The sequence below is a fragment of the Escherichia sp. E.sYA108 genome, from assembly GCF_011754335.1.
Taxonomy (GTDB): Bacteria; Pseudomonadota; Gammaproteobacteria; order Enterobacterales; family Enterobacteriaceae; genus Escherichia; species Escherichia coli.
Map to the genome: position 1 here is coordinate 4,174,918 of NZ_JAAQVZ010000001.1, position 20,890 is coordinate 4,195,807.

20 protein-coding genes are annotated in these 20,890 nt (G+C 53.1%); all 20 read right to left on the minus strand.

Annotation, left to right across the window (positions count from 1 at the left end; genetic code table 11):
• Positions 1-28: 28 nt before the first annotated feature.
• Entirely contained in the window at positions 29-541 is a 513-nt protein-coding gene (gene secM, locus HBM92_RS20015) for a secA translation cis-regulator SecM (RefSeq protein WP_000014320.1), read from the minus strand.
• Positions 542-771: 230 nt separating this feature from the next.
• The gene (lpxC, locus tag HBM92_RS20020; protein ID WP_000595482.1) at positions 772-1,689 is read right to left on the minus strand and encodes a UDP-3-O-acyl-N-acetylglucosamine deacetylase; all 918 of its coding nucleotides are present in this window, start codon (positions 1,687-1,689) and stop codon (positions 772-774) included.
• 100 nt (positions 1,690-1,789) lie between these two features.
• The gene (gene ftsZ / locus HBM92_RS20025; RefSeq protein ID WP_000462776.1) at positions 1,790-2,941 is read right to left on the minus strand and encodes a cell division protein FtsZ; all 1,152 of its coding nucleotides are present in this window, start codon (positions 2,939-2,941) and stop codon (positions 1,790-1,792) included.
• Positions 2,942-3,001: 60 nt separating this feature from the next.
• Positions 3,002-4,264: a cell division protein FtsA gene (ftsA, locus tag HBM92_RS20030; RefSeq protein WP_000588474.1), complete on the minus strand. Its 1,263-nt coding sequence runs from the start codon at positions 4,262-4,264 to the stop codon at positions 3,002-3,004.
• On the minus strand, positions 4,261-5,091 hold the full coding sequence (gene ftsQ / locus HBM92_RS20035) for a cell division protein FtsQ (RefSeq protein ID WP_000075744.1): 831 nt from the start codon (positions 5,089-5,091) through the stop codon (positions 4,261-4,263). Before ftsQ ends, ftsA begins: the two co-directional genes overlap by 4 nt.
• Position 5,092: 1 nt before the next feature.
• Positions 5,093-6,013, minus strand: a complete 921-nt coding sequence (gene ddlB / locus HBM92_RS20040) for a D-alanine--D-alanine ligase (protein WP_000130041.1) — start codon at positions 6,011-6,013, stop codon at positions 5,093-5,095.
• Positions 6,006-7,481, minus strand: a complete 1,476-nt coding sequence (gene murC, locus HBM92_RS20045) for a UDP-N-acetylmuramate--L-alanine ligase (RefSeq protein ID WP_001096048.1) — start codon at positions 7,479-7,481, stop codon at positions 6,006-6,008. Before murC ends, ddlB begins: the two co-directional genes overlap by 8 nt.
• Positions 7,482-7,534: 53 nt before the next feature.
• A complete protein-coding gene (gene murG / locus HBM92_RS20050; RefSeq protein WP_000016564.1) occupies positions 7,535-8,602 on the minus strand; it encodes an undecaprenyldiphospho-muramoylpentapeptide beta-N-acetylglucosaminyltransferase in 1,068 nt (355 codons plus the stop codon).
• Positions 8,599-9,843, minus strand: a complete 1,245-nt coding sequence (ftsW, locus tag HBM92_RS20055; protein ID WP_001295532.1) for a cell division protein FtsW — start codon at positions 9,841-9,843, stop codon at positions 8,599-8,601. Before ftsW ends, murG begins: the two co-directional genes overlap by 4 nt.
• Complete coding sequence (murD, locus tag HBM92_RS20060) at positions 9,843-11,159, minus strand: UDP-N-acetylmuramoyl-L-alanine--D-glutamate ligase (RefSeq protein WP_000796461.1); 1,317 nt, start codon at positions 11,157-11,159, stop codon at positions 9,843-9,845. Before murD ends, ftsW begins: the two co-directional genes overlap by 1 nt.
• Positions 11,160-11,161: 2 nt before the next feature.
• Entirely contained in the window at positions 11,162-12,244 is a 1,083-nt protein-coding gene (gene mraY / locus HBM92_RS20065; protein ID WP_000964134.1) for a phospho-N-acetylmuramoyl-pentapeptide-transferase, read from the minus strand.
• Positions 12,238-13,596: a UDP-N-acetylmuramoyl-tripeptide--D-alanyl-D-alanine ligase gene (gene murF, locus HBM92_RS20070; RefSeq protein ID WP_000626676.1), complete on the minus strand. Its 1,359-nt coding sequence runs from the start codon at positions 13,594-13,596 to the stop codon at positions 12,238-12,240. Before murF ends, mraY begins: the two co-directional genes overlap by 7 nt.
• On the minus strand, positions 13,593-15,080 hold the full coding sequence (murE, locus tag HBM92_RS20075; RefSeq protein ID WP_000775094.1) for a UDP-N-acetylmuramoyl-L-alanyl-D-glutamate--2,6-diaminopimelate ligase: 1,488 nt from the start codon (positions 15,078-15,080) through the stop codon (positions 13,593-13,595). Before murE ends, murF begins: the two co-directional genes overlap by 4 nt.
• Positions 15,067-16,833, minus strand: coding sequence for a peptidoglycan glycosyltransferase FtsI (gene ftsI, locus HBM92_RS20080; RefSeq protein ID WP_000642213.1), 1,767 nt, complete (start codon positions 16,831-16,833; stop codon positions 15,067-15,069). Before ftsI ends, murE begins: the two co-directional genes overlap by 14 nt.
• Before the next feature lie 15 nt (positions 16,834-16,848).
• Entirely contained in the window at positions 16,849-17,214 is a 366-nt protein-coding gene (ftsL, locus tag HBM92_RS20085) for a cell division protein FtsL (protein WP_000625658.1), read from the minus strand.
• The gene (gene rsmH / locus HBM92_RS20090; RefSeq protein WP_000970461.1) at positions 17,211-18,152 is read right to left on the minus strand and encodes a 16S rRNA (cytosine(1402)-N(4))-methyltransferase RsmH; all 942 of its coding nucleotides are present in this window, start codon (positions 18,150-18,152) and stop codon (positions 17,211-17,213) included. The genes ftsL and rsmH overlap by 4 nt, the downstream gene beginning before the upstream one ends.
• Before the next feature lies 1 nt (position 18,153).
• Positions 18,154-18,612, minus strand: a complete 459-nt coding sequence (gene mraZ, locus HBM92_RS20095; protein WP_001295770.1) for a division/cell wall cluster transcriptional repressor MraZ — start codon at positions 18,610-18,612, stop codon at positions 18,154-18,156.
• Positions 18,613-19,213: 601 nt separating this feature from the next.
• Entirely contained in the window at positions 19,214-20,218 is a 1,005-nt protein-coding gene (gene cra, locus HBM92_RS20100; RefSeq protein WP_000762401.1) for a catabolite repressor/activator, read from the minus strand.
• Between the two features lie 81 nt (positions 20,219-20,299).
• Positions 20,300-20,386: a fruR/shl operon leader peptide gene (locus HBM92_RS20105; protein ID WP_001303787.1), complete on the minus strand. Its 87-nt coding sequence runs from the start codon at positions 20,384-20,386 to the stop codon at positions 20,300-20,302.
• A gap of 11 nt (positions 20,387-20,397) precedes the next feature.
• Positions 20,398-20,889, minus strand: coding sequence for an acetolactate synthase small subunit (ilvN, locus tag HBM92_RS20110; protein WP_001252744.1), 492 nt, complete (start codon positions 20,887-20,889; stop codon positions 20,398-20,400).
• Between the last annotated feature and the right edge of the window lies 1 nt (position 20,890).

Sequence of the window (20,890 nt, forward strand, 5' to 3'; positions counted from 1 at the left end):
AATAAAATGAAGTAAAGGTTTATTGTTGTTAGCTGAGGCGTTGAGGGCCAGCACGGATGCCTTGCGCCTGGCTTATCCAGACGGGCGTGCTGAATTTTGCTTGTGGGGTAAAATGCGCATAATCAATGCGATAACCCTTTTCAGACGGCGTGCCTTCCTGGGTCAGAAGCGCGCTAAGCGTATCCAGTAATGCAAGATGTTGCGCCTGAAGAGGCAAAGATTCTTCAGCAACGGGCAGCGTTTGCGGTGCCATTGCGAAGGAAAGATGGCGGATTACCGTGCGAATGGCATGTTGATGCCAGTAATCAACGGAATAGTTCGAATTCGGGCGGCGCGTGTTGGCTTCCAGCAAGGCCAATTGACCAAAGTTAACTTTGGCTGAAGGCTCGTGGTTGCGGGTTGTCGCTTTTGCGGGCGCGTTTGGTTCGGCGGCATTGCTGAGTGCAGGCAAACCTAAACTCGCCGCGACCATCCCTAATAAGAGATGCGGCCAGAAGTAGCGTTTACCAAACTGTCGCCAGCGCGTCAGTATTCCACTCACGTTATTGCCATCCCGATCGTATTCAAACGTATTTAGCGCACAAATCTTATCATTAAAGCCTGAAGTCCACAGCACGAATGAAGATAAGTTGTGCGTAAAAGTGCTTAAGAAAACAGCGTTCGCACCGTTTTTTATAGCTCTTATAAAATTCAAAAAAAAACGACTGGTTCACCTGGCCGGAGAGAGTGCCAGATTTGCCAGTCGAATTTTATACGACAGTATAAATGTCGTTATGCCAGTACGGCTGAAGGCGCTTTGAAGGCCAACGGCAGTTCTGCGTCGTCCTGGAAGGTCACATATTCCCAGGCTTCCTGTTTTGCAAGGACAGCCTGCAGCAGTTTGTTATTCAGTGCATGACCGGATTTATAAGCGGTAAATGCACCAATAATATTGTGACCACACATGAACAAGTCACCGATCGCATCGAGCATTTTGTGACGCACAAATTCGTCTTCAAAACGCAGGCCGTCTTCGTTCAGTACGCGATAATCGTCAACAACGATGGCACAATCGAAGCTGCCGCCCAGGCACAAACCACGGGACTGCAGATATTCGATATCACGCATGAAACCGAACGTACGCGCACGGCTGATCTGGCGCATAAACGCATCAGCGGAGAAGTTCATCGCATAGCGCTGGTTGCTGGAATCAATAGCCGGATGGTTAAAATCGATGGTGAAATCCAGAGAAAAACCATTGTACGGCTTAAATTCAGCCCACTTATCGCCATCTTCGACACGAACAGTTTCTTTAATGCGAACAAATTTCTTAGCGCAGTTCAACTCGTCGATACCGGCGTCAAGCAGCAGGTATACAAACGGAGCGGCGCTGCCGTCCATGATCGGGATTTCCGGCGCGTTAACTTCGATAACAATGTTATCGATGCCCAGGCCCGCGAGAGCAGCATTGAGGTGCTCTACGGTTGAAATCCGCACATCATGCTCGTTGACCAGACACGTACAGAGCATGGTATCACGCACAGATTTGGCATCGGCCGGGAAATCTACCGGTGGATTCAAGTCGGTGCGACGATAGATGACCCCGGTGTTGGCCGGCGCAGGGCGTAACGTCAGGGTGACTTTCTTGCCGGTATGTAAACCGACACCCGTCGCCTGAACGATACGTTTAAGTGTCCTTTGTTTGATCATCGTATTATCTCGCCAAATTACCTATCCAACCGAAGTGTACTATACATTCGGCGGGCCAGTTTAGCACAAAGAGCCTCGAAACCCAAATTCCAGTCAATTCTTAATCAGCTTGCTTACGCAGGAATGCTGGGATATCCAGATAATCCGGCTCTTTCGCAGTTTGCGGCGCATTGTCATTCACGACTTTAGCAACCGGCTTCTGCTCCTGGGTCAGCGGAGCCATCCCGTGCTGCTGGTAGCGATCCATCACTGGCTGCTGAACCTGCTTATTAGTCACCAGAGTGATTTCAGGACGTTTGTCCATGCCGATACCTGTCGCAACAACAGTTACGCGCAGCTCGTCATTCATATCCGGGTCAAGAGAAGTACCGATAACCACGGTCGCGTTGTCGGAAGCAAATGCACGGATGGTGTTACCTACCGTTTCGAACTCATCCAGACGCAGGTCGAAGCCCGCTGTGATGTTTACCAGTACGCCGCGTGCGCCAGACAGGTCGATATCTTCCAGCAGCGGAGAAGAGATAGCCATTTCAGCAGCTTCTTCCGCACGATCTTCACCGCTCGCCACACCAGAACCCATCATTGCGTAGCCCATTTCAGACATTACGGTGCGTACGTCTGCAAAGTCCACGTTCATCAAACCCGGACGAGTAATCAGTTCGGCGATACCTTGCACAGCGCCTTTTAGTACATCGTTCGCTGCGCCAAACGCATCCAGCAGGGAGATACCACGGCCCAGAACTTTCAGCAGTTTGTCGTTCGGGATAGTGATCAGAGAGTCCACATGCTTGGACAGTTCAGTGATCCCCTGCTCCGCGAATGCCATACGCTTCTTGCCTTCAAAGTTGAAAGGCTTAGTGACGACAGCAACGGTCAGGATACCCAAATCTTTTGCCACTTCAGCGACGACTGGTGCTGCACCTGTACCGGTACCACCACCCATACCCGCAGCAATAAAGACCATGTCTGCACCTTCCAGCGCCGCACGCAGTGCATCGCGATCCTCATCAGCCGCATTGCGGCCAACTTCTGGATTAGCGCCAGCGCCCAGTCCTTTGGTGATACCGCTACCGATTTGAATCGTCTGTCCAACCGCTGTTTTACGCAGCGCTTGTGCATCGGTATTTACCGCGAAGAATTCAACACCTTCAATGCGCTCACGCACCATGTGTTCAACAGCATTACCGCCGCCGCCGCCGACGCCGATGACTTTAATCACCGCGTCATTGGTAAGTTCCATTGGTTCAAACATAGTTTCTCTCCGATTTGTGCCTGTCGCCTGAGGCCGTAATCATCGTCGGCCTCATAAAAATTAAAACTCTTTTCGCAGCCAACTATTGAGTCGCTTGATCCACGAGCCAACTGATGCTGTAACACGTTTTTCTACTTCAGCTTCACCGTTAAGATGTGACTCTTTCCCATAGTGAAGCAATCCCACCGCCGTCGAATAATACGGCTCCTGAGCATAATCCGTTAAACCGGTAATGTTCAGCGGCGCGCCGATACGCACTTGCGTATGAAACACGCGCTGAGCACAGGCTGCAAGACCTTCGATCTGCGCTGCGCCACCGGTTAATACAATGCCTGCCGCCAGGTGATGTTTAACCCCTTGTTGGCGAAGCTTTTCCTGCAACTGCAATATCTCTTCGTTGACCAGATTGAGCAGCTCGGTATAGCGCGGCTCGATCACCTCTGCCAGGGTCTGACGTTGCAGACTCCGCGGCGGACGACCGCCTACGCTCGGCACTTCCACGCTCTCATCTTTTCCAACGATGGAGCCCAGCGCACAACCGTGGCGAACTTTAATCGCTTCGGCGTCGCTTGGCGGTGTGCCAAAGGCGTAAGCGATATCACTGGTCACGACATTGCCAGCATAAGGAATTACCTTAGTGTGGCGCAATGCCCCACCGGTATAAACGGCGATATCCATTGTACCACCACCGATATCGACGACGCAGACACCCAGTTCACGTTCATCTTCCGTCAATACCGAATAACTTGATGCCAGTCCGGCAAATATCAGTTGGTCAACTTTCAGCCCACAACGTTCAACCGCTTTGACGATGTTTTTCGCCATATCGTTGTGACATGTGATCAGGTGCACTTTTGCCTGCATCCGCACGCCCGAAAGCCCTACCGGATTCTTGATCCCTTCCTGATAGTCAATCGCATACTCTTGCGGGATCACATGCAGCACACGATGCTCATCGCGCACACGCACCGATTTCGCGGTATGGACGACGTTTTCCACATCTTCTTGCGTCACTTCTTCTTCAGAAATAGGCACCATACCAATTTCATTCTGGCAGCTGATGTGCTTACCAGAAAGCGCCAGATATACCGAAGAGATCTGACAATCTGCCATCAATTCTGCCTGGTCAATGGCGCGTTGTACGCACTTGACCACGGATTCGAGGTCGTTCACCCCGCCTTTATCCATACCACGCGACGGGCAACTACCCACGCCAATGATATTGACCATACCGTCGGGCAGAACTTCCCCTACTAAAGCGGCAACCTTCGCGGTACCAATCTCCAGTCCTACTACCAGTTTTCTGTCCGTCGCCTTGATCATTGTTGTTCTGCCTGTGCCTGATTTTGTTGCTGAGTAGATTCCTCTGGCGGCAAGGGCGCCCAGCCTACTGCCGCTCCAGAGTCATAACGCAAATCAACGTAGCTAATCCGTTTGCCATCGGTTTGCGCCTGCTGCTGTAAAACCGGATAAAGTTCTACAAAGCGAGCCAAACGTTTCATCGTATCGCCCCGGCCAAGATTGAGCTTAATATCGTTATTCAGCGTCAACTGCCAGGAACGTCGCGCGGTCATCGCCGCTTCCTTCAGAGTAAATCTGTCCTTTGCCAGCATCTGCCCCATTTCGCGATAGCCCTGCAACACTTCATTGGCGCTGCCTTCCGGGCCATACAGCATTGGAAGCACCTGCTTGCTGGTGCGATCTGGCGGCACGCTGAAGGTGTTTCCTTCCGCGTCTACCATATGTTGATCATTCCACCGCGCAATCGGCACATATTCAACCAGATGAATCTTCAATTCATCAGGCCACTGCTTTCTGACGCTCACCTGCTTAATCCACGGCAGGCGTTGTTCTATTTGCGTCTGGATGATGTTGACATCCTGGGTCATAAAGGTACCTGGCTCACCCAATGCCAGGATCGACTGCCGGATATCGTCATTACGCGTGTAATGGCGTTCACCGGTCAACACCAGCTTTGAGAGCGGCAGGCGTTGCGCATCTTCCATCCAGCCCAACACGACCCAGCCGCTCACCAACACTGTCGTTAAAACGGTCAGCAGGAAAAGGATCCCCGCCAGACGCGTTCCATTATTGCGGCGAGAAGAAACCTCTTCTTCGCTATTTCGCGTGTTCAGAGCAGCCTGCGACATATTAGTCCGCCAGTTCCAGAATTCGTACTACCAACTGCGAGAAGCTCATACCTGCCTGACGTGCCGCCATCGGTACCAGACTGTGGCTGGTCATACCCGGTGAGGTATTGGCTTCCAGCAGATAAAACTGTCCATCGCTGTCCAGCATAACGTCAATACGTCCCCATCCTTTGCAACCTAACGTCGTCCATGCTTTTAGCACTAATGCCTGCAAATTGGCCTCTTGTAACGCTTCCAGACCTGCGGGGCAGAAATACTGTGTCTCATCAGAGAGATACTTCGCCTCATAATCATAGAAGGTTCCGGCCGGTTGAATACGTATTGACGGTAAAATTTCTTCACCGAGTATCGCAACCGTGAACTCCGGCCCACTTAGCCATTTTTCAATCAATACTTCTTCATCGTGCTGAAATGCCAATCTTAATGCATCTTGTAGAGCATTTTCTGCTACTACTTTTGACATTCCCACACTGGAACCTTCGCGGCTCGGCTTAACGATAACCGGCAAACCCAGAGAAGAAATTTCTGCTAACTGCTTATCGTTAAGGCCTTTTTCAAACTCTGCGCGGGTTAACGCTACCCACGGCGCGACCGGTAAACCGGCACCCTGCCACAGAAGTTTGCTGCGTAGTTTATCCATTGAAAGCGCAGATGCCATCACTCCGCTGCCGGTATAAGGCAAGCCCATCAGCTCGAGCATGCCCTGCAGCGTACCATCTTCACCGCCGCGACCGTGTAGCGCGATAAACACTTTCTGAAAACCCATCGACTTCAGTTGCGTCACGTCGACTTCTTTCGGGTCGACAGGATACGCGTCAATACCGCCTTCACGCAGCCCGGCTAACACCGCTGCGCCAGAATTCAGAGAAACTTCCCGCTCAGCGGAGGTCCCGCCCAACAGGACCGCGATTTTATCAGTCATGTTGTTCTTCCTCCGGAGTTTGCGGCTTCAGTTTGATTTCAGCTAAAGAACGAGCAATTTTTCCGATATTACCAGCCCCCTGAACGAGAATCAGGTCGTTACCGGTTAATACCGGTGCCAGCATCTCGGCTACCTGCGCCGGGTCCGGCACCAGAATGGGATCAATTTTCCCACGTCCACGAATTGTGCGACACAGCGAACGGCTGTCCGCTCCCGGAATTGGCGCCTCGCCAGCCGGATACACTTCCAGCATCAACAGGGTATCAACCTGCGTCAGCACATTGGCGAAATCATCATACAGGTCGCGCGTACGGGTAAAACGGTGCGGCTGAAACAGCATTACCAGGTTTTTATCCGGCCAGCCTGCACGCGCCGCTTTAATAGTGGCGTCCACTTCCGTCGGGTGGTGGCCGTAGTCATCGACCAGCATTGCCGTACCGCTTTTACCATTCACTGGCTCCAGCGGGAATTCACCGAGGAAATCGAAACGGCGCCCTGTCCCCTGGAAGCTCTCCAGCGCACGCAAAATAGCCTCGTCGTCAATTCCCTCTTCCGTAGCAACCGCAACCGCAGCTGCGGCGTTCAGCGCGTTATGACGACCTGGCGCATTCAGGGTGACGCGCATCGGCTCTTTGTCCTGGCGCAGCAGCGTAAAGTGCCCCTGCGGGCCAATCTGCTGATAATCTTCTACACGCACGTCGGCATCTTCGCTGAAGCCGTAAGTCGTGGTCTGACGCCCCACACGCGGTAACAATTCGCGGATCACCGGATCATCAACACACATCACCGCACGACCGTAAAACGGCAGGTTATGCAGAAAATTAATAAAAGTCTGTTTTAAATTCTCAAAGTCGCCCTGGTAGGTATCCATGTGGTCGGCTTCGATATTGGTGACAATCGCCACCATCGGTTGCAGATGCAGGAACGATGCATCACTCTCATCTGCTTCGGCAATCAGGTACCGACCATGCCCCAAACGCGCATGAACCCCCGCCGCTTTTACCAGCCCGCCGTTAACGAAGGTTGGGTCGAGCCCCGCTTCTGCGTAGATGCTGGAAACCATCGCGGTGGTTGTCGTTTTGCCGTGTGTTCCGGCAATGGCGATGCCATGACGAAAACGCATTAACTCAGCCAGCATTTCAGCACGACGGATCACCGGAATACGCGCTTCATGAGCTGCGACAATTTCCGGGTTATCGGCAGAAATCGCGCTGGAAACAACGACCACGCTGGCATCACGTACGTTTTCCGGGCGATGGTTGAAATAAATCGTCGCTCCCAGATTCATTAACTGCTGCGTGACCGGATTTGGCGCTAAATCGGAACCACTGATCTGATAACCTTCATTGGCCAGAACTTCGGCAATACCGCCCATACCGGCACCACCGATGCCGACAAAATGTATGTGCCGAACGCGACGCATTTCGGGCACGATGGAACGCAGTTTTGCCAATTGTTGTGTATTCATTCTTTACGCCATTAACTTCTTAAATTCATACGATGCAAAAGGCATCGCTACAATTACGCCCGGGCAGCCCGGCTCACTTCATTTGCCACTCGCTCGGTGGCATCCGGAATGGATGCAGCGCGGGCGCGTTCTGCCATGGTTAATAAGGTTTCTCGCGACCACCCGGCCAGGGTGTTGGCGACAGCATCCACGCTAAGCTGTGACTGCTCGATAATTTTGGCTGCGCCCGCTTTTTCCAGCGGTAGCGCATTCCAGTATTGCTGACGGTCTTTATGTTGAAACGGCACAAACAACGCCGGTAGTCCTGCCGCGGCGATTTCACTCACCGTTAACGCACCGGAGCGGCAAACGACGACATCCGCCCACGCATACGCCGCCGCCATATCATCAATAAATTCCGTCACTTTATGCTGCGGTTGTCCCGCTTCGGCATACGCCTGTTCAACGGATTGTTGCGAACCTTTGCCGCTCTGATGCCAGATAGTGACTGAATCACCCAGTTTCGCAGCAACCTGCGGCATTGTCTGGTTAAGAATGCGTGCGCCCTGGGAACCACCCACTACCAACACACGAACCGGACCTTCACGTCCAGCCAAACGTTGCTGCGGCAACGGCAGCGCCAGCACATCGGTACGCACCGGGTTACCCACCACTTCCGCATTAGGGAAAGCACCTGGAAACGCCTGCATCACTTTGGTAGCAATCTTCGCCAGCCATTTATTGGTTAAGCCCGCAATACCGTTTTGTTCATGAAGTACAACCGGAATGCCTAACGACCACGCGGCCAGACCACCTGGACCTGATACATAGCCGCCCATACCGAGCACCACGTCAGGTTTGTACGCTTTCATAATCGCCCGCGCCTGACGCCAGGCGTTGAAGATACGCAGCGGCGCAGCTATCAGTGCTTTTATACCTTTTCCACGCAGACCAGAGATACGAATGAAATCAATTTCGATGCCATGTTTTGGCACTAAGTCCGCTTCCATACGGTCGGCAGTCCCCAGCCAGCGAACTTGCCAACCCTGAGCCATTAGATGGTGCGCAACCGCCAGCCCCGGGAATACATGTCCACCGGTTCCGCCTGCCATCACCATTAATCGCTTCCCTTGACCACTCATCGTGAACCTCGTACAAACGCCTGCGCTTTCTCCAGACGCGTTTCATAATCAATACGCAACAGCATCATGATGGCTGTCGACATAATCAGTAAGCTCGAACCACCGTAACTGATCAGCGGCAATGTCAGACCTTTGGTCGGTAACATCCCCGCCGCCGCGCCTACGTTAACCAGCGCCTGGAAACTAAACCAGATACCAATAGAACAGGCGAGAAAACCGGAAAAACGGTGGTCAATTTCTAATGCTTTGCGGCCAATCGACATCGCGCGAAAAGCGACGAAGAATACCATTAAAAGTGCCAGCACCACACCGACATACCCCAGTTCTTCGCCGATAATGGCGAAAATAAAGTCAGTGTGCGCTTCCGGCAGATACTCCAGTTTTTGTACCGAGTTACCTAAACCTTGTCCCCACAGTTCACCGCGACCAAACGCCATCAACGATTGCGTTAACTGATAGCCGCTGCCAAAGGGATCTTCCCACGGGTTCCAGAATGCGGTAACACGGCGGATACGGTACGGTTCGGCGAGGATCAGCAACACAACCGCTGAAATGCCCATACCGATAATGGCAATGAACTGCCACAATTTCGCTCCCGCCAGGAACAACATCGCCAGCGTAGTCACAAACAACACCACCACCGTACCAAGGTCTGGCTGTGCCAGCAGTAACACTGCCAACACCAGAATTACGCCCATCGGTTTCAGGAAGCCGCGCAGGTTATTACGTACTTCGTCGCCTTTACGCACCAGATAGTTGGCGATATAGCAAAACAGCGACAGTTTTGTCAGCTCCGCAGGCTGAATACGCAGCAAACCGAGATCGATCCAACGCGATGCCCCTTTAACCGAGCTACCCACTACCAGAACGATCATCAGCAGGATGATAGATCCGAGCAGCATCGTGGCACTGTAGCGTTGCCAGAACTCCATCGGCAGACGCAGCGTAATGATCGCCAGAATGAATGCCAGGATCAGATAGACGCCATCACGCTTCGCGAAGAAGAACGGATCGTTGGTTAAGCGTTGCCCTATGGGCATTGACGCCGAGGTCACCATGATAAAGCCAATCGCCGCGAGGCCGAAGGTCAGCCACAGTAAGGTGCGATCGTACATGATCAGGCTGTCGGTATCTTTTTCCCGCGAGCCCATCACCCAGCCCTTTAGCGCCGTGGAGATCCAGACCAGAATACTGAATCCTGGCAGGCGCGGCATTTTCAGGCGAGGGAGAGATAAACGCATCAACCTAACTCCTTCGCCAGACGGGCAAACTCATTGCCTCGTTGTTCAAAGTTCTTGAATTGATCAAGGCTGGCACAGGCCGGGGAGAGCAGAACCATATCGCCCGGCTGAACACGCGTAGCAAGCAAGCGCATCGCCTGTTCCATAGTTTCGGTTTGTTCTGCCACTTCCGGGCGTAGCGCCGCCAGCTGCGCGCCGTCACGACCGAAACAATACAGACGTACGTTATCGCCATTCAGGTAACGCGCCAGTGGGCTAAAGTCCGCCGATTTACCATCGCCACCCAGCAACAAATGCAGCGTGCCGTCTACATGCAGGCCATTCAGCGCCGCTTCCGTACTGCCGACGTTGGTCGCTTTTGAATCGTTAACCCAGCGCACACCGTTATGCTCCAGCACAACTTCAAAGCGATGCGGCAGACCAGTGAATGTGGTTAACGCTTTCAGGCTGCTGGCACGCGGTAACCCTGCGGCATCTGCCAGCGCCAGCGCCGCCAGCGCATTGGTGTAGTTATGCTGCCCGGAAAGTTTCATTTCTTTCACGTTCAGCACTTTCTCGCCTTTCACCCGCAGCCAGGTTTCGCCCTGCTGATGATTCAGGTGATAGTCGCCCATGTTGACGCCAAAGCTGACGCAGCGTTCATCCGCACCGCGAATCGGCATTGTTAAGGCATCATCAGCATTAACCACGCAAACTTTTGCGTTTTCGTAAATGCGCAGTTTTGCTGCACGATACTGTTGTAAACCAAACGGATAGCGATCCATATGATCTTCAGTCACGTTCAGAATGGTCGCTGCTACCGCCTGTAAGCTGGAGGTGGTTTCCAGCTGGAAGCTCGACAGTTCCAGCACGTACAGTTCGCACTCATCATCCAACAGCATCAACGCAGGCAGGCCAATATTGCCACCCACACCAACGTTAACCCCCGCCGCTTTCGCCATTTCACCCACTAGCGTGGTGACCGTGCTTTTGCCGTTAGAACCGGTAATCGCCACAATCGGTGCTTGTGCTTCACGACAGAACAGCTCGATATCGCCAACGATTTCGATTCCGGCATCAGCGGCAGCGCTTAAGGATGGATGCGCCAGTGCAATACCGGGACTGGCGACAATCAGATCTGCCGCCATCAGCCATTCATCATTCAGACCGCCCGTGTGGCGTTCTACGGCTTCGGGTAATTTATCCAGGCCAGGCGGTGTCATACGCGTATCCATAACGCGCGGCGTCACACCGCGAGCGAGGAAAAAGTCCACGCAAGAAAGCCCGGTGAGGCCCAGGCCGATAATGACGACATTTTTACCCTGGTAATCAGCCATGATTAACGTACCTTCAGCGTTGCCAGACCAATCAGGACCAGCATCAGCGAAATAATCCAGAAACGCACAATGACGCGCGGTTCCGGCCAGCCTTTCAGTTCATAGTGGTGATGAATCGGTGCCATGCGGAAAATACGCTGTCCGCGCAGTTTAAAGGAGCCGACCTGCAGGATGACGGAAAGCGTTTCTACCACGAACACGCCCCCCATAATCACCAGCAGGAATTCCTGACGCAGCAGTACGGCGATAATACCTAACGCACCACCTAACGCCAGCGAACCTACATCGCCCATAAAAACCTGCGCCGGATAGGTGTTAAACCACAGGAAGCCCAGCCCTGCCCCGACTATCGCGGTACAGACAATGACCAGTTCCCCGGCGTGTCGTAGATACGGTATGTGTAAATAGCTGGCAAAGTTCATGTTGCCGGTCGCCCACGCCACCAGCGCAAAACCACCGGCGACAAATACGGTCGGCATAATTGCCAGACCGTCGAGACCATCGGTCAGGTTTACCGCGTTGCCAGTACCCACAATGACGAAGTAAGCCAGCAGAATGTAGAACAACCCCAGTTGCGGCATCACATCTTTAAAGAATGGGACCACCAGCTGCGTTGCGGGCGTGTCTTTGCCGACAAGGTACAGCGCGAAGGCGACACCCAGCGCAATCACCGACATCCAGAAATACTTCCAACGGGCAATCAGGCCCTTGGTGTCTTTACGCACCACTTTGCGATAATCATCAACAAAGCCAATAACACCGTAACCTACCAGCACCACCAGTACGCACCAGACGTACGGATTGGACGGGTAAGCCCACAGCAGCACGGAGATCACAATCGCCGTCAGGATCATAATCCCGCCCATGGTCGGCGTACCGCGCTTGCTGAAGTGTGATTCAGGACCGTCGTTACGCACTACCTGACCAAAGGAAAGTTTTTGCAAATGAGCAATCATGCGCGGGCCCATCCACAATGAGATGAACAGCGCAGTCAGCAGGCTGACGATGGCGCGAAACGTCAGATAGGAAAAGACGTTAAAGCCGGAATAATATTTGACCAAATGTTCGGCCAGCCAAACTAACATGTCCCATTCTCCTGTAAAGCGCGTACTACCTCTTCCATGGCAGCACTACGTGAACCCTTAACTAAAATCGTAATTACCTGTTGCTCAGCAATCAGTGATTTAAGACGCGCGATAAGCGCAGTTTTATCGGAAAAATGTTCGCCAACGCCGCTGGCAGTGCTGATAGCATGGCTTTGTTTACCCACACTTAACACGCGGTCAATACCAGCAGCTTTTGCCGCTTCGCCCACCTGTACATGGCAGGCTTCGCTTTCAGCGCCCAGTTCCGCCATATCGCCCACCACCAGCACGCGGTAGCCCGGCATTTCAGCCAGAACCTGAACAGCGGCGGTCATTGAACCGACATTGGCGTTGTAGGAGTCGTCGAGCAGCAACTGGTTTTCTGCCAGTTTTATGGGGAACAGACGGCCTGGAACAGCTTTCAGATTTGCCAGCCCCGCTTTGATAGCATCAAGCGTTGCGCCCACGGACATGGAGAGCGCAGCGGCTGCCAGCGCATTCGCAATATTGTGACACCCCGGCAACGGCAGCAGAACATCGACGCTACCTGTAGGGGTTTGCAGGGTAAATTCCGTACCGTGTGAGGTTACATGGATATTGGTGGCGGTGAAATCGCTGTTGGCGGCATTAGGTGAGAAACGCCACACTTTGCGTGAGCCAATTACGCTCTGCCAGTTCAACCAGTCGTTGTTGTCGGCGTTCATAATGGCGATACCGTTTTCCGGCAGGCCGCTAAAGATTTCACCTTTCGCTTTCGCGACACCCGCAAGCGAGCCAAAACCTTCCAGATGCGCCGCTGCCAGGTTGTTGACCAGCGCCGCTTCCGGGCGAGTCAGACTCACAGTCCAGGCAATTTCACCCTGATGGTTCGCGCCAAGTTCAATAACTGCGTAATCGTATTCCGGCGTTAAGCGCAACAGCGTCATCGGTACACCGATGTCGTTATTGAGATTGCCTGCCGTATAAAGTGTGTTGCCGCACTGGCTTAAAATTGCCGCCGTCATCTCTTTAACGGAGGTTTTGCCGGAGGAACCTGTCAGAGCAACCACGCGCGCCGGAACTTGCTGGCGAACCCATGCAGCCAGTTCACCAAACGCCAGACGCGTATCCTTGACGATTAACTGCGGCAGATCAATATCCAGCGGACGGCTAACCAGTAGTGCGCCTGCGCCGCCAGCTTTCGCCTGGTCGGCAAAATCATGAGCATCGAAACGTTCGCCTTTCAGGGCAACAAACAGGCAGCCCGGCGTCAGTTTTCGCGTGTCAGTGGTTACAGCATCAAGGGTAATATCTGCACCTTGCAGTTCACCGTTGAGAATATCGGTAAGTTGGCTAAGGGTTACGCTAATCATGCAATCACCCCCAGCAGACGCGCCACCGTGACGCGATCGGAGTAGTCCAGACGCTGATTGCCAACAATCTGGTAGTCCTCATGGCCTTTGCCCGCGACCAGTACCACATCATTCTCTTTAGCCTGCATAACGGCGCAAGTCACCGCTTCAGCACGGCCTTCCATCACTTTGGCATATCCGGCATCTAACATTCCCGCCAGAATATCGTTGATGATGGCACGAGGCTCTTCGGTACGCGGGTTATCGTCCGTCACCACCGCCACGTCAGCAAACTCTTCAGCAATTGCGCCCATCAGTGGACGTTTGCCTTTATCACGATCGCCACCGCAGCCAAAGACGCACCACAGCTTGCCCGCACAGTGCAGGCGCGCCGCCTGTAAGGCTTTTTCCAGTGCATCCGGCGTATGCGCGTAATCCACCACCACCGTCGGTTTGCCTGGTGCAGTGAACACTTCCATACGTCCGCAAACCGGTTGCAGACGCGCGGCGGTTTTCAGCAAATCAGCCAGCGGATAGCCGAGTGCCAGCAGTGTCGCCAGCGCCAGCAGCAGGTTGCTGACGTTGAATGCGCCCATCAGGCGACTTTCAATTTCCCCATCGCCCCAACTCGAGCTAAAGCGAATGGTCGCACCGCTGTCGTGATAGTTCACGTCGGTCGCTTTCAACCAGCGTCCGTGACAGTTCGGATTGATATGATCTTCCATTGATACCGCAACCGCGTCCGGCAGTTTTGCCAGCCAGCGGCGGCCCACTTCATCGTCGGCGTTAATAATCGCCTGACCGCAATGATGTGCAGAATAAAGCAGCCATTTCGCGGCTTCGTAGTGTTCCATATCACCATGATAATCAAGGTGATCGCGGCTTAAGTTGGTAAAGACCGACGCCGCAAATTTCAATGCCGCCACACGGTGTTGTACCAGCCCGTGGGATGAAACTTCCATTGCGCAAAAAGTCGCGCCCTGATCCACCAGCCCCGCCAGCTCATGCTGAACATCGACTGCCGAACCGGTTGTATTTTCTGTCGGGATCACTTTCCCCAGCAGGCCGTTACCAACGGTGCCCATTACCGCGCTGGGTTCGCCAAGCAGTTGGCTCCACTGCGCCAACAGCTGGGTAGTCGTGGTTTTGCCGTTGGTGCCCGTTACGCCCACGAGACGTAAATTGTCAGAGGGTTCATGGTAAAAGCGGCCCGCCAGTGCAGATAAACGCTCGTTGAGCTGGCTGAGATAGATGACCGGTACGCCGTGCATTTCACGGATTTCACCGTCGGTCGCCTCATCTTTCGCCTCTGCAATAATGGCAGCCACACCTTGCGCTATCGCCTGCGGGATATATCGACGCCCGTCCGCCTGATGACCTACTACAGCTACAAAGAGATCGCCCGCCGCAGCCACACGGCTGTCGAGTGTCATCTCTCGCAGTGCTCGCGAAGGTGCGTCTGGCACCCACGGAGCAAGAAGGTCGCGCAAATTACGATCTGCCACCTGTACCCTCGCCTTGATTAATCACAAATTCATTTTTATCGCCCGTTGTCAGCGCATCCGGCTCGATGTTCATGGTACGCAATACGCCGCCCATGATGGCACCAAAGACCGGCGCGGAAACGGCGCCGCCGTAGTATTTACCCGCCTGCGGATCGTTGATAACAACAACCAGCGCGAAGCGCGGCTGACTCGCAGGCGCAACGCCTGCGGTATAAGCAATATATTTATTGATGTAGCGACCGTCCGGCCCGACCTTTTTCGCGGTACCGGTTTTAATGGCGATACGATAGCCTTTAATCGCCGCCTTCACGCCGCCGCCGCCCGGTAGCGCCACGCTTTCCATCATATGCACCACGGTGCGAACAATGGATTCCGGGAAGACACGTTCACCGGGAACCGGGGGGTCAACTTTGGTAATCGACAGTGGGCGATAAATGCCGTAGCTGCCGATAGTTGCGTAGACTCGCGCTAACTGTAACGGTGTTACCATTAGCCCGTAGCCGAAAGAGAAGGTGGCCCTCTCTATGTCAGACCACCGTTGTTTTTGAGGATATAAGCCACTGCGTTCTCCGACCAACCCCAAATTGGTCGCTTTTCCCAGTCCAAAACGTGAGTAAGTATCTACTAACGCTGAGGACGGCATCGCTAACGCCAGTTTGGAAACACCGACGTTACTCGACTTCTGTAATACCCCGGTCAGGGTTAATTCGCTGTAGCGCGCCACGTCTTTGATTTCGTGACCGTTAATTCGATAAGGAACGGTATTGAGTACCGAGTTTTCCCGCACCACGCCACGTTGCAACGCGGTCATCACCACCATCGGTTTAACCGTTGAGCCCGGTTCAAACACGTCGGTGATGGTACGGTTACGCATCGCTTCTTTCGGCGTGCCGCTCAGATTATTTGGGTTGTATGACGGGCTGTTAGCCATCGCCAGCACTTCACCGGTGTTGACATCCACCAGCACGGCGCTACCAGATTCAGCCTTGTTAAAGGCTACCGCGTTGTTCAGTTCGCGATAAACCAGCGCCTGCAGGCGTTCATCAATACTCAGCGTCAGGTTGTGCGCTGCCTGGCTGTCAGTAGAAGAAATATCTTCAATTACGCGACCATAGCGGTCTTTACGCACAATGCGCTCACCCGGCTGCCCGGTAAGCCATTTATCGAAACTCTTCTCGACGCCCTCAATCCCTTGGCTATCGACGTTAGTAAAGCCGATGAGGTGAGCGGTCACTTCGCCGGATGGATAATAACGGCGAGATTCTTCACGCAGATGAATCCCCGGCAGTTTCAGTTTTTTGATGTACTCTGCCATGTCAGGGTTTACCTGACGCGCCAGATAAATAAAGCGCCCTTTCGGGTTGGCGTTAATGCGGGCTGAAAGCTGATCCAGCGGAATGTTGAGTGCGTTAGCCAGCGCCTTCCAGCGATCACCGACGCTGATACCGCCAGCGTCATGCACTTCTTTCGGGTCAGCCCAAATCGCTTTAACCGGCACGCTCACCGCTAACGGGCGACCAGAACGGTCAGTAATCATGCCGCGGGAGGTGGAAACTTGCTGAACGCGAAGAGAACGCATGTCGCCCTCTTTCACCAGCATATCCGGGGAGATAACTTGTAACCACGCTACGCGTCCGAGCAGAAAAGCCAGCGCCAGGAGAATACAGCCGCATAACAACGCAAAACGCCAACTGATAAAGTTGGCATGTTCTTCCTGACGTTTTGGTTTCTGCGTTTTCGCCGCTGCTTTCATGCGTCGCGTTTATCCTTATTTTTGCACTACGATATTTTCTTGTGACGGATCAACATGCTGCATTTGCAGCTTTTCCGTGGCTATTCTTTCCACCCGGCTATGGTCGCCGAGCGCATTCTCTTCAAGGATCAGGTTGCGCCATTCAATGTCTAAAGCATCTCGCTCCAGCACCAGTTGTTCGCGCTGAGCGGTCAGTAAACGGGTATGGTGCGCCGTGGTTACCACGGTCACCGCCGTCAAAATAATGCAAATGAACAGGCAGAGTGGCAGCTTCCCAAATCGCAAAAGATCGTCACCGATAACGCCAGGCAAGGCATGGCGCTCGTGGCTTCCCATCGATCCTTTAACTTTGCTTAGAGCTTCTGTCACTCTGCTGATCATGCGTTCGTCCTCTCTGCAATACGCAGAACTGAACTACGGGCACGAGGGTTCTCAGCCACCTCTTCTTCGCCCGGCATCAACTTACCTAGTGCTCGCAACTGACGCCCCCCCAGTTTTTTGAGCTGCTCTTCTGTCATCGGTAACCCTGCCGGAACTTGCGGACCGCGGCTGTTTTCACGCATAAAACGTTTCACAATGCGGTCTTCAAGTGAGTGGAAGCTGATGATCGAAAGCCGCCCACCCGGGGCCAGCACATGGAGCGAGCTTTTTAGCGCCTGCTCTATCTCCTCCAGTTCACTGTTTACCCAAATGCGCACCGCCTGGAAGGTACGGGTCGCGGGATGTTTAAACTTATCTTTCACCGGCGTTGCGGCAGCCACGACTTCCGCCAGTTCTTTGGTGCGGGTCATCGGCTGTTCGCGGTTATGCTCGACAATGGCGCGGGCAATGCGTTTGGCAAAACGCTCTTCACCATAGGTTTTCAATACCCAGGCGATATCGGCTTCTTCTGCGGTTTGTAGCCATTCAGCGGCTGACTGCCCACGGGTTGGGTCCATACGCATGTCCAGCGGACCATCGCGCATAAAGGAAAAGCCGCGCTCAGCATCATCAAGTTGCGGTGAAGAGACGCCAAGATCGAGGAGAATGCCGTCGATCTTGCCGATAAGATCGCGGTCGGCAACGTATTCGCCCAGCGCGGAGAAAGGTCCGTGGATGATGGAGAAGCGCGGATCATCAATAGTCTTCGCAACGGCGATAGCCTGCGGGTCGCGATCGATCGCCAGCAAACGCCCCTCTTCGCCAAGCTGCGAGAGGATCAGACGTGAGTGACCACCGCGACCAAAAGTCCCATCAATGTAGATGCCATCAGGACGGATATTGAGGCCATTAACGGCTTCATCCAGCAGCACCGTAAAATGTTTATAGTTTTCCATCATTTTATAGAGACAAGTCCTGCAGTCGCTCCGATAAGTCTCCGGTAGCCAACTGCTCTGCGTCGATATCTTCCTTGACCTGTTGATGCCAGGTTGTTTCATCCCACAGCTCAAACTTGTTGAACTGTCCAACCAGCATCACTTCTTTTGTCAGCCCGGCATGTTGCCGCAGTACTGGCGCGATTAACAATCGACCTGCGCCATCCATCTGACATTCGCTGGCATGACCTAACAGTAGGCGCTGCACACGGCGCTCAACCGGGTTCATGCTCGACAGACGCGATAATTTTTGCTCGATAATTTCCCATTCAGGCAGGGGGTAAAGCAGCAGGCACGGGTGATGAATGTCAATGGTGCAAACCATTTGACCGGCAGCGTTCTCAAGCAGCTGTTCCCGATAACGGGTAGGCACTGATAAGCGCCCTTTGCTGTCGAGATTGACTAACGTTGCTCCCCGGAACATGCCAGCCTCACCCCTTATTCCCACTTTGCCCCACAATTTCCCACTGAAAGGAGTTTACGGAGCGGAGGAAAAGCTTGTCAAGCCAGTCACAAGGCATACCGAGGTAAAAAACCCGATGTTTACGGCTAATATCAGCGTTGTTTATTTTACGTCCAACGTGCGAAGCAAATTAACGTTATGAATAGCTGTAAGAAAAAATCCCTCATCGTCATCACCGTTTTAAAATGACTCACTATTTTCCACAGCAAATATAAAGTGTCAGTTTGCGACGCGAGCGGCATTTTAGGACATATCTTCTCTGGTTAACAGTCCCTGTTGCGTCTGTGTGGCGCTTGATGCCAGCAGGTTTGCGCAAAAACAAAGAAAAGTGTTTGTTAAATCGGCAATTCATCTCTGCATGTAACAAAATAATGCAAAAACGCGCTGTCAATATCATTTAATTATTGTGAATTTCAGCAGGTGAGTTAATTAACGGGCGGGTTTAAAAGCATTTATCAATAATAGCCAGGAATAGTCTTATTTACTTTAAGGATATTGATGTCCATTCCCGTACTCAACGCGCCAGAGAGAAATTCACCTGGCGCGTACTTTTGTTCGCGGCTTAGCTACGGCTGAGCACGCCGCGGCGATAGAGATTACGTTTAATGCGCGTTAAACCAGGTTTTGGCTTACGCGGTTCGTCCAGGCTCGCCAGGACAATCTCCAGCACACGTTCTGCGACATCGCGGTGACGTTGAGCCACTGCCAGCACCGGGCACTGTAAGAAGTCGAGCAGTTCGTTATCGCCAAAGGTGGCAATTGCCAGGTCAGAAGGCAGTTTGCCGTCGCGACGTAGCGTGACATCCATCACCCCTTGCAACAACGCAAACGACGTTGTGAACAGCGCCTGCGGCATCGGATGCGTTTCCAGCCATTTTTCGAATAACTGGGCAGCTGCCTCCCGCTCATAGCTGTTGGCATAAAGGAAATGCACTTCGCGCGGATCATCTTTCCAGGCAGTACGGAAGCCTTGTTCACGCAGGAAGCTGACAGAAAGCTCCGGCAGCGCGCCAAGATAAAGCACCGTCTCGGCGGGAAACTTACGTAACTCTTCCGCCAGCATTTCGGCATCATCCTGATCGGCACCAACCACGCTGGTGAAGTGTTCACGATCGAGGGCGCGGTCCAGCGCGACAATCGGGAACGGGTCGTTAGCCCAGCGTTGATAAAAAGGATGCTCAGGTGGCAACGACGTCGAAACAATAATGGCATCAACCTGACGCTGTAAAAGGTGCTCAATGCAGCGCATTTCGTTGTCGGGCTGATCTTCCGAGCAGGCAATCAGCAGTTGATAACCCCGTTGCCGCGCCTGGCGTTCAAGATAGTTAGCGATGCGGGTATAGCTGGTGTTCTCCAGATCGGGGATCACAAGACCAATAGAACGTGTGCGTCCAGCACGAAGCCCAGCTGCCACGGCGTTCGGGTGATAATTGTGCTCACGCACTACTGCCATGACTTTTTCAACGGTTTTGTCGCTCACACGGTATTGCTTCGCTTTGCCGTTAATAACATAGCTTGCAGTGGTCCGCGACACTCCCGCCAGCCGAGCGATTTCATCCAGTTTCACAATTGCCCCTTGCGTAAAATGTAAAAACCATAGCCATTGTACTGGTATGGGTTAAATTCATTAACATCTAAGCGCAGAAAATTAACTGCGGCAACTGCTTTTATTCCAGGTTCCCACTGATTTCGCAAAAAAAGCCCAACGTGACATGTTGGGCTGCAAATTGCGCATTGAGATCATTCTCAACGCATTATTTTATCGCCGCGTGAAAGTCCGACCACACCAGAGCGAGCAACTTCCACAATTTTCGCCACATCGCGAATCGATGCTAAAAATGCATCAAGCTTATCGCTGGTGCCTGCTAATTGAACGGTATAAAGCGAGGGTGTGACATCGATAATTTGCCCACGGAATATTTCCGTATTACGTTTCACTTCGTCACGCCCGTAACCGCTGGCCTGAATTTTCACCAGCATGATTTCCCGCTCAACGTGCGCGCCCTGCCCCAACTCGCTCACGCGCAAGACATCGACCAGCTTGTGTAATTGCTTTTCGATTTGCTCAAGCACTTTTTCATCGCCCACGGTCTGAATGGTCATACGCGATAATGTCGGATCGTCGGTTGGCGCAACGGTCAGGCTTTCAATGTTGTAGCCACGCTGGGAAAAAAGGCCAATCACGCGGGATAACGCGCCTGATTCATTTTCGAGTAAGACTGATAATATCCGGCGCATA

Excerpts from the sequence above, each read along its gene's own strand:
- ftsI (WP_000642213.1), bottom strand. The coding sequence starts at position 16,833 with ATGAAAGCAGCGGCGAAAACGCAGAAACCAAAACGTCAGGAAGAACAT.
- ftsW (WP_001295532.1), bottom strand. The coding sequence starts at position 9,843 with ATGCGTTTATCTCTCCCTCGCCTGAAAATGCCGCGCCTGCCAGGATTC.
- ftsQ (WP_000075744.1), bottom strand. The coding sequence starts at position 5,091 with ATGTCGCAGGCTGCTCTGAACACGCGAAATAGCGAAGAAGAGGTTTCT.
- mraZ (WP_001295770.1), bottom strand. The coding sequence starts at position 18,612 with ATGTTCCGGGGAGCAACGTTAGTCAATCTCGACAGCAAAGGGCGCTTA.
- ftsA (WP_000588474.1), bottom strand. The coding sequence starts at position 4,264 with ATGATCAAGGCGACGGACAGAAAACTGGTAGTAGGACTGGAGATTGGT.
- ftsZ (WP_000462776.1), bottom strand. The coding sequence starts at position 2,941 with ATGTTTGAACCAATGGAACTTACCAATGACGCGGTGATTAAAGTCATC.
- ilvN (WP_001252744.1), bottom strand. The coding sequence starts at position 20,889 with ATGCGCCGGATATTATCAGTCTTACTCGAAAATGAATCAGGCGCGTTA.
- murC (WP_001096048.1), bottom strand. The coding sequence starts at position 7,481 with ATGAATACACAACAATTGGCAAAACTGCGTTCCATCGTGCCCGAAATG.
- ftsL (WP_000625658.1), bottom strand. The coding sequence starts at position 17,214 with ATGATCAGCAGAGTGACAGAAGCTCTAAGCAAAGTTAAAGGATCGATG.
- rsmH (WP_000970461.1), bottom strand. The coding sequence starts at position 18,152 with ATGATGGAAAACTATAAACATTTTACGGTGCTGCTGGATGAAGCCGTT.
- lpxC (WP_000595482.1), bottom strand. The coding sequence starts at position 1,689 with ATGATCAAACAAAGGACACTTAAACGTATCGTTCAGGCGACGGGTGTC.
- murF (WP_000626676.1), bottom strand. The coding sequence starts at position 13,596 with ATGATTAGCGTAACCCTTAGCCAACTTACCGATATTCTCAACGGTGAA.
- mraY (WP_000964134.1), bottom strand. The coding sequence starts at position 12,244 with ATGTTAGTTTGGCTGGCCGAACATTTGGTCAAATATTATTCCGGCTTT.
- ddlB (WP_000130041.1), bottom strand. The coding sequence starts at position 6,013 with ATGACTGATAAAATCGCGGTCCTGTTGGGCGGGACCTCCGCTGAGCGG.
- murG (WP_000016564.1), bottom strand. The coding sequence starts at position 8,602 with ATGAGTGGTCAAGGGAAGCGATTAATGGTGATGGCAGGCGGAACCGGT.
- murD (WP_000796461.1), bottom strand. The coding sequence starts at position 11,159 with ATGGCTGATTACCAGGGTAAAAATGTCGTCATTATCGGCCTGGGCCTC.
- HBM92_RS20105 (WP_001303787.1), bottom strand. The coding sequence starts at position 20,386 with ATGCGCAATTTGCAGCCCAACATGTCACGTTGGGCTTTTTTTGCGAAA.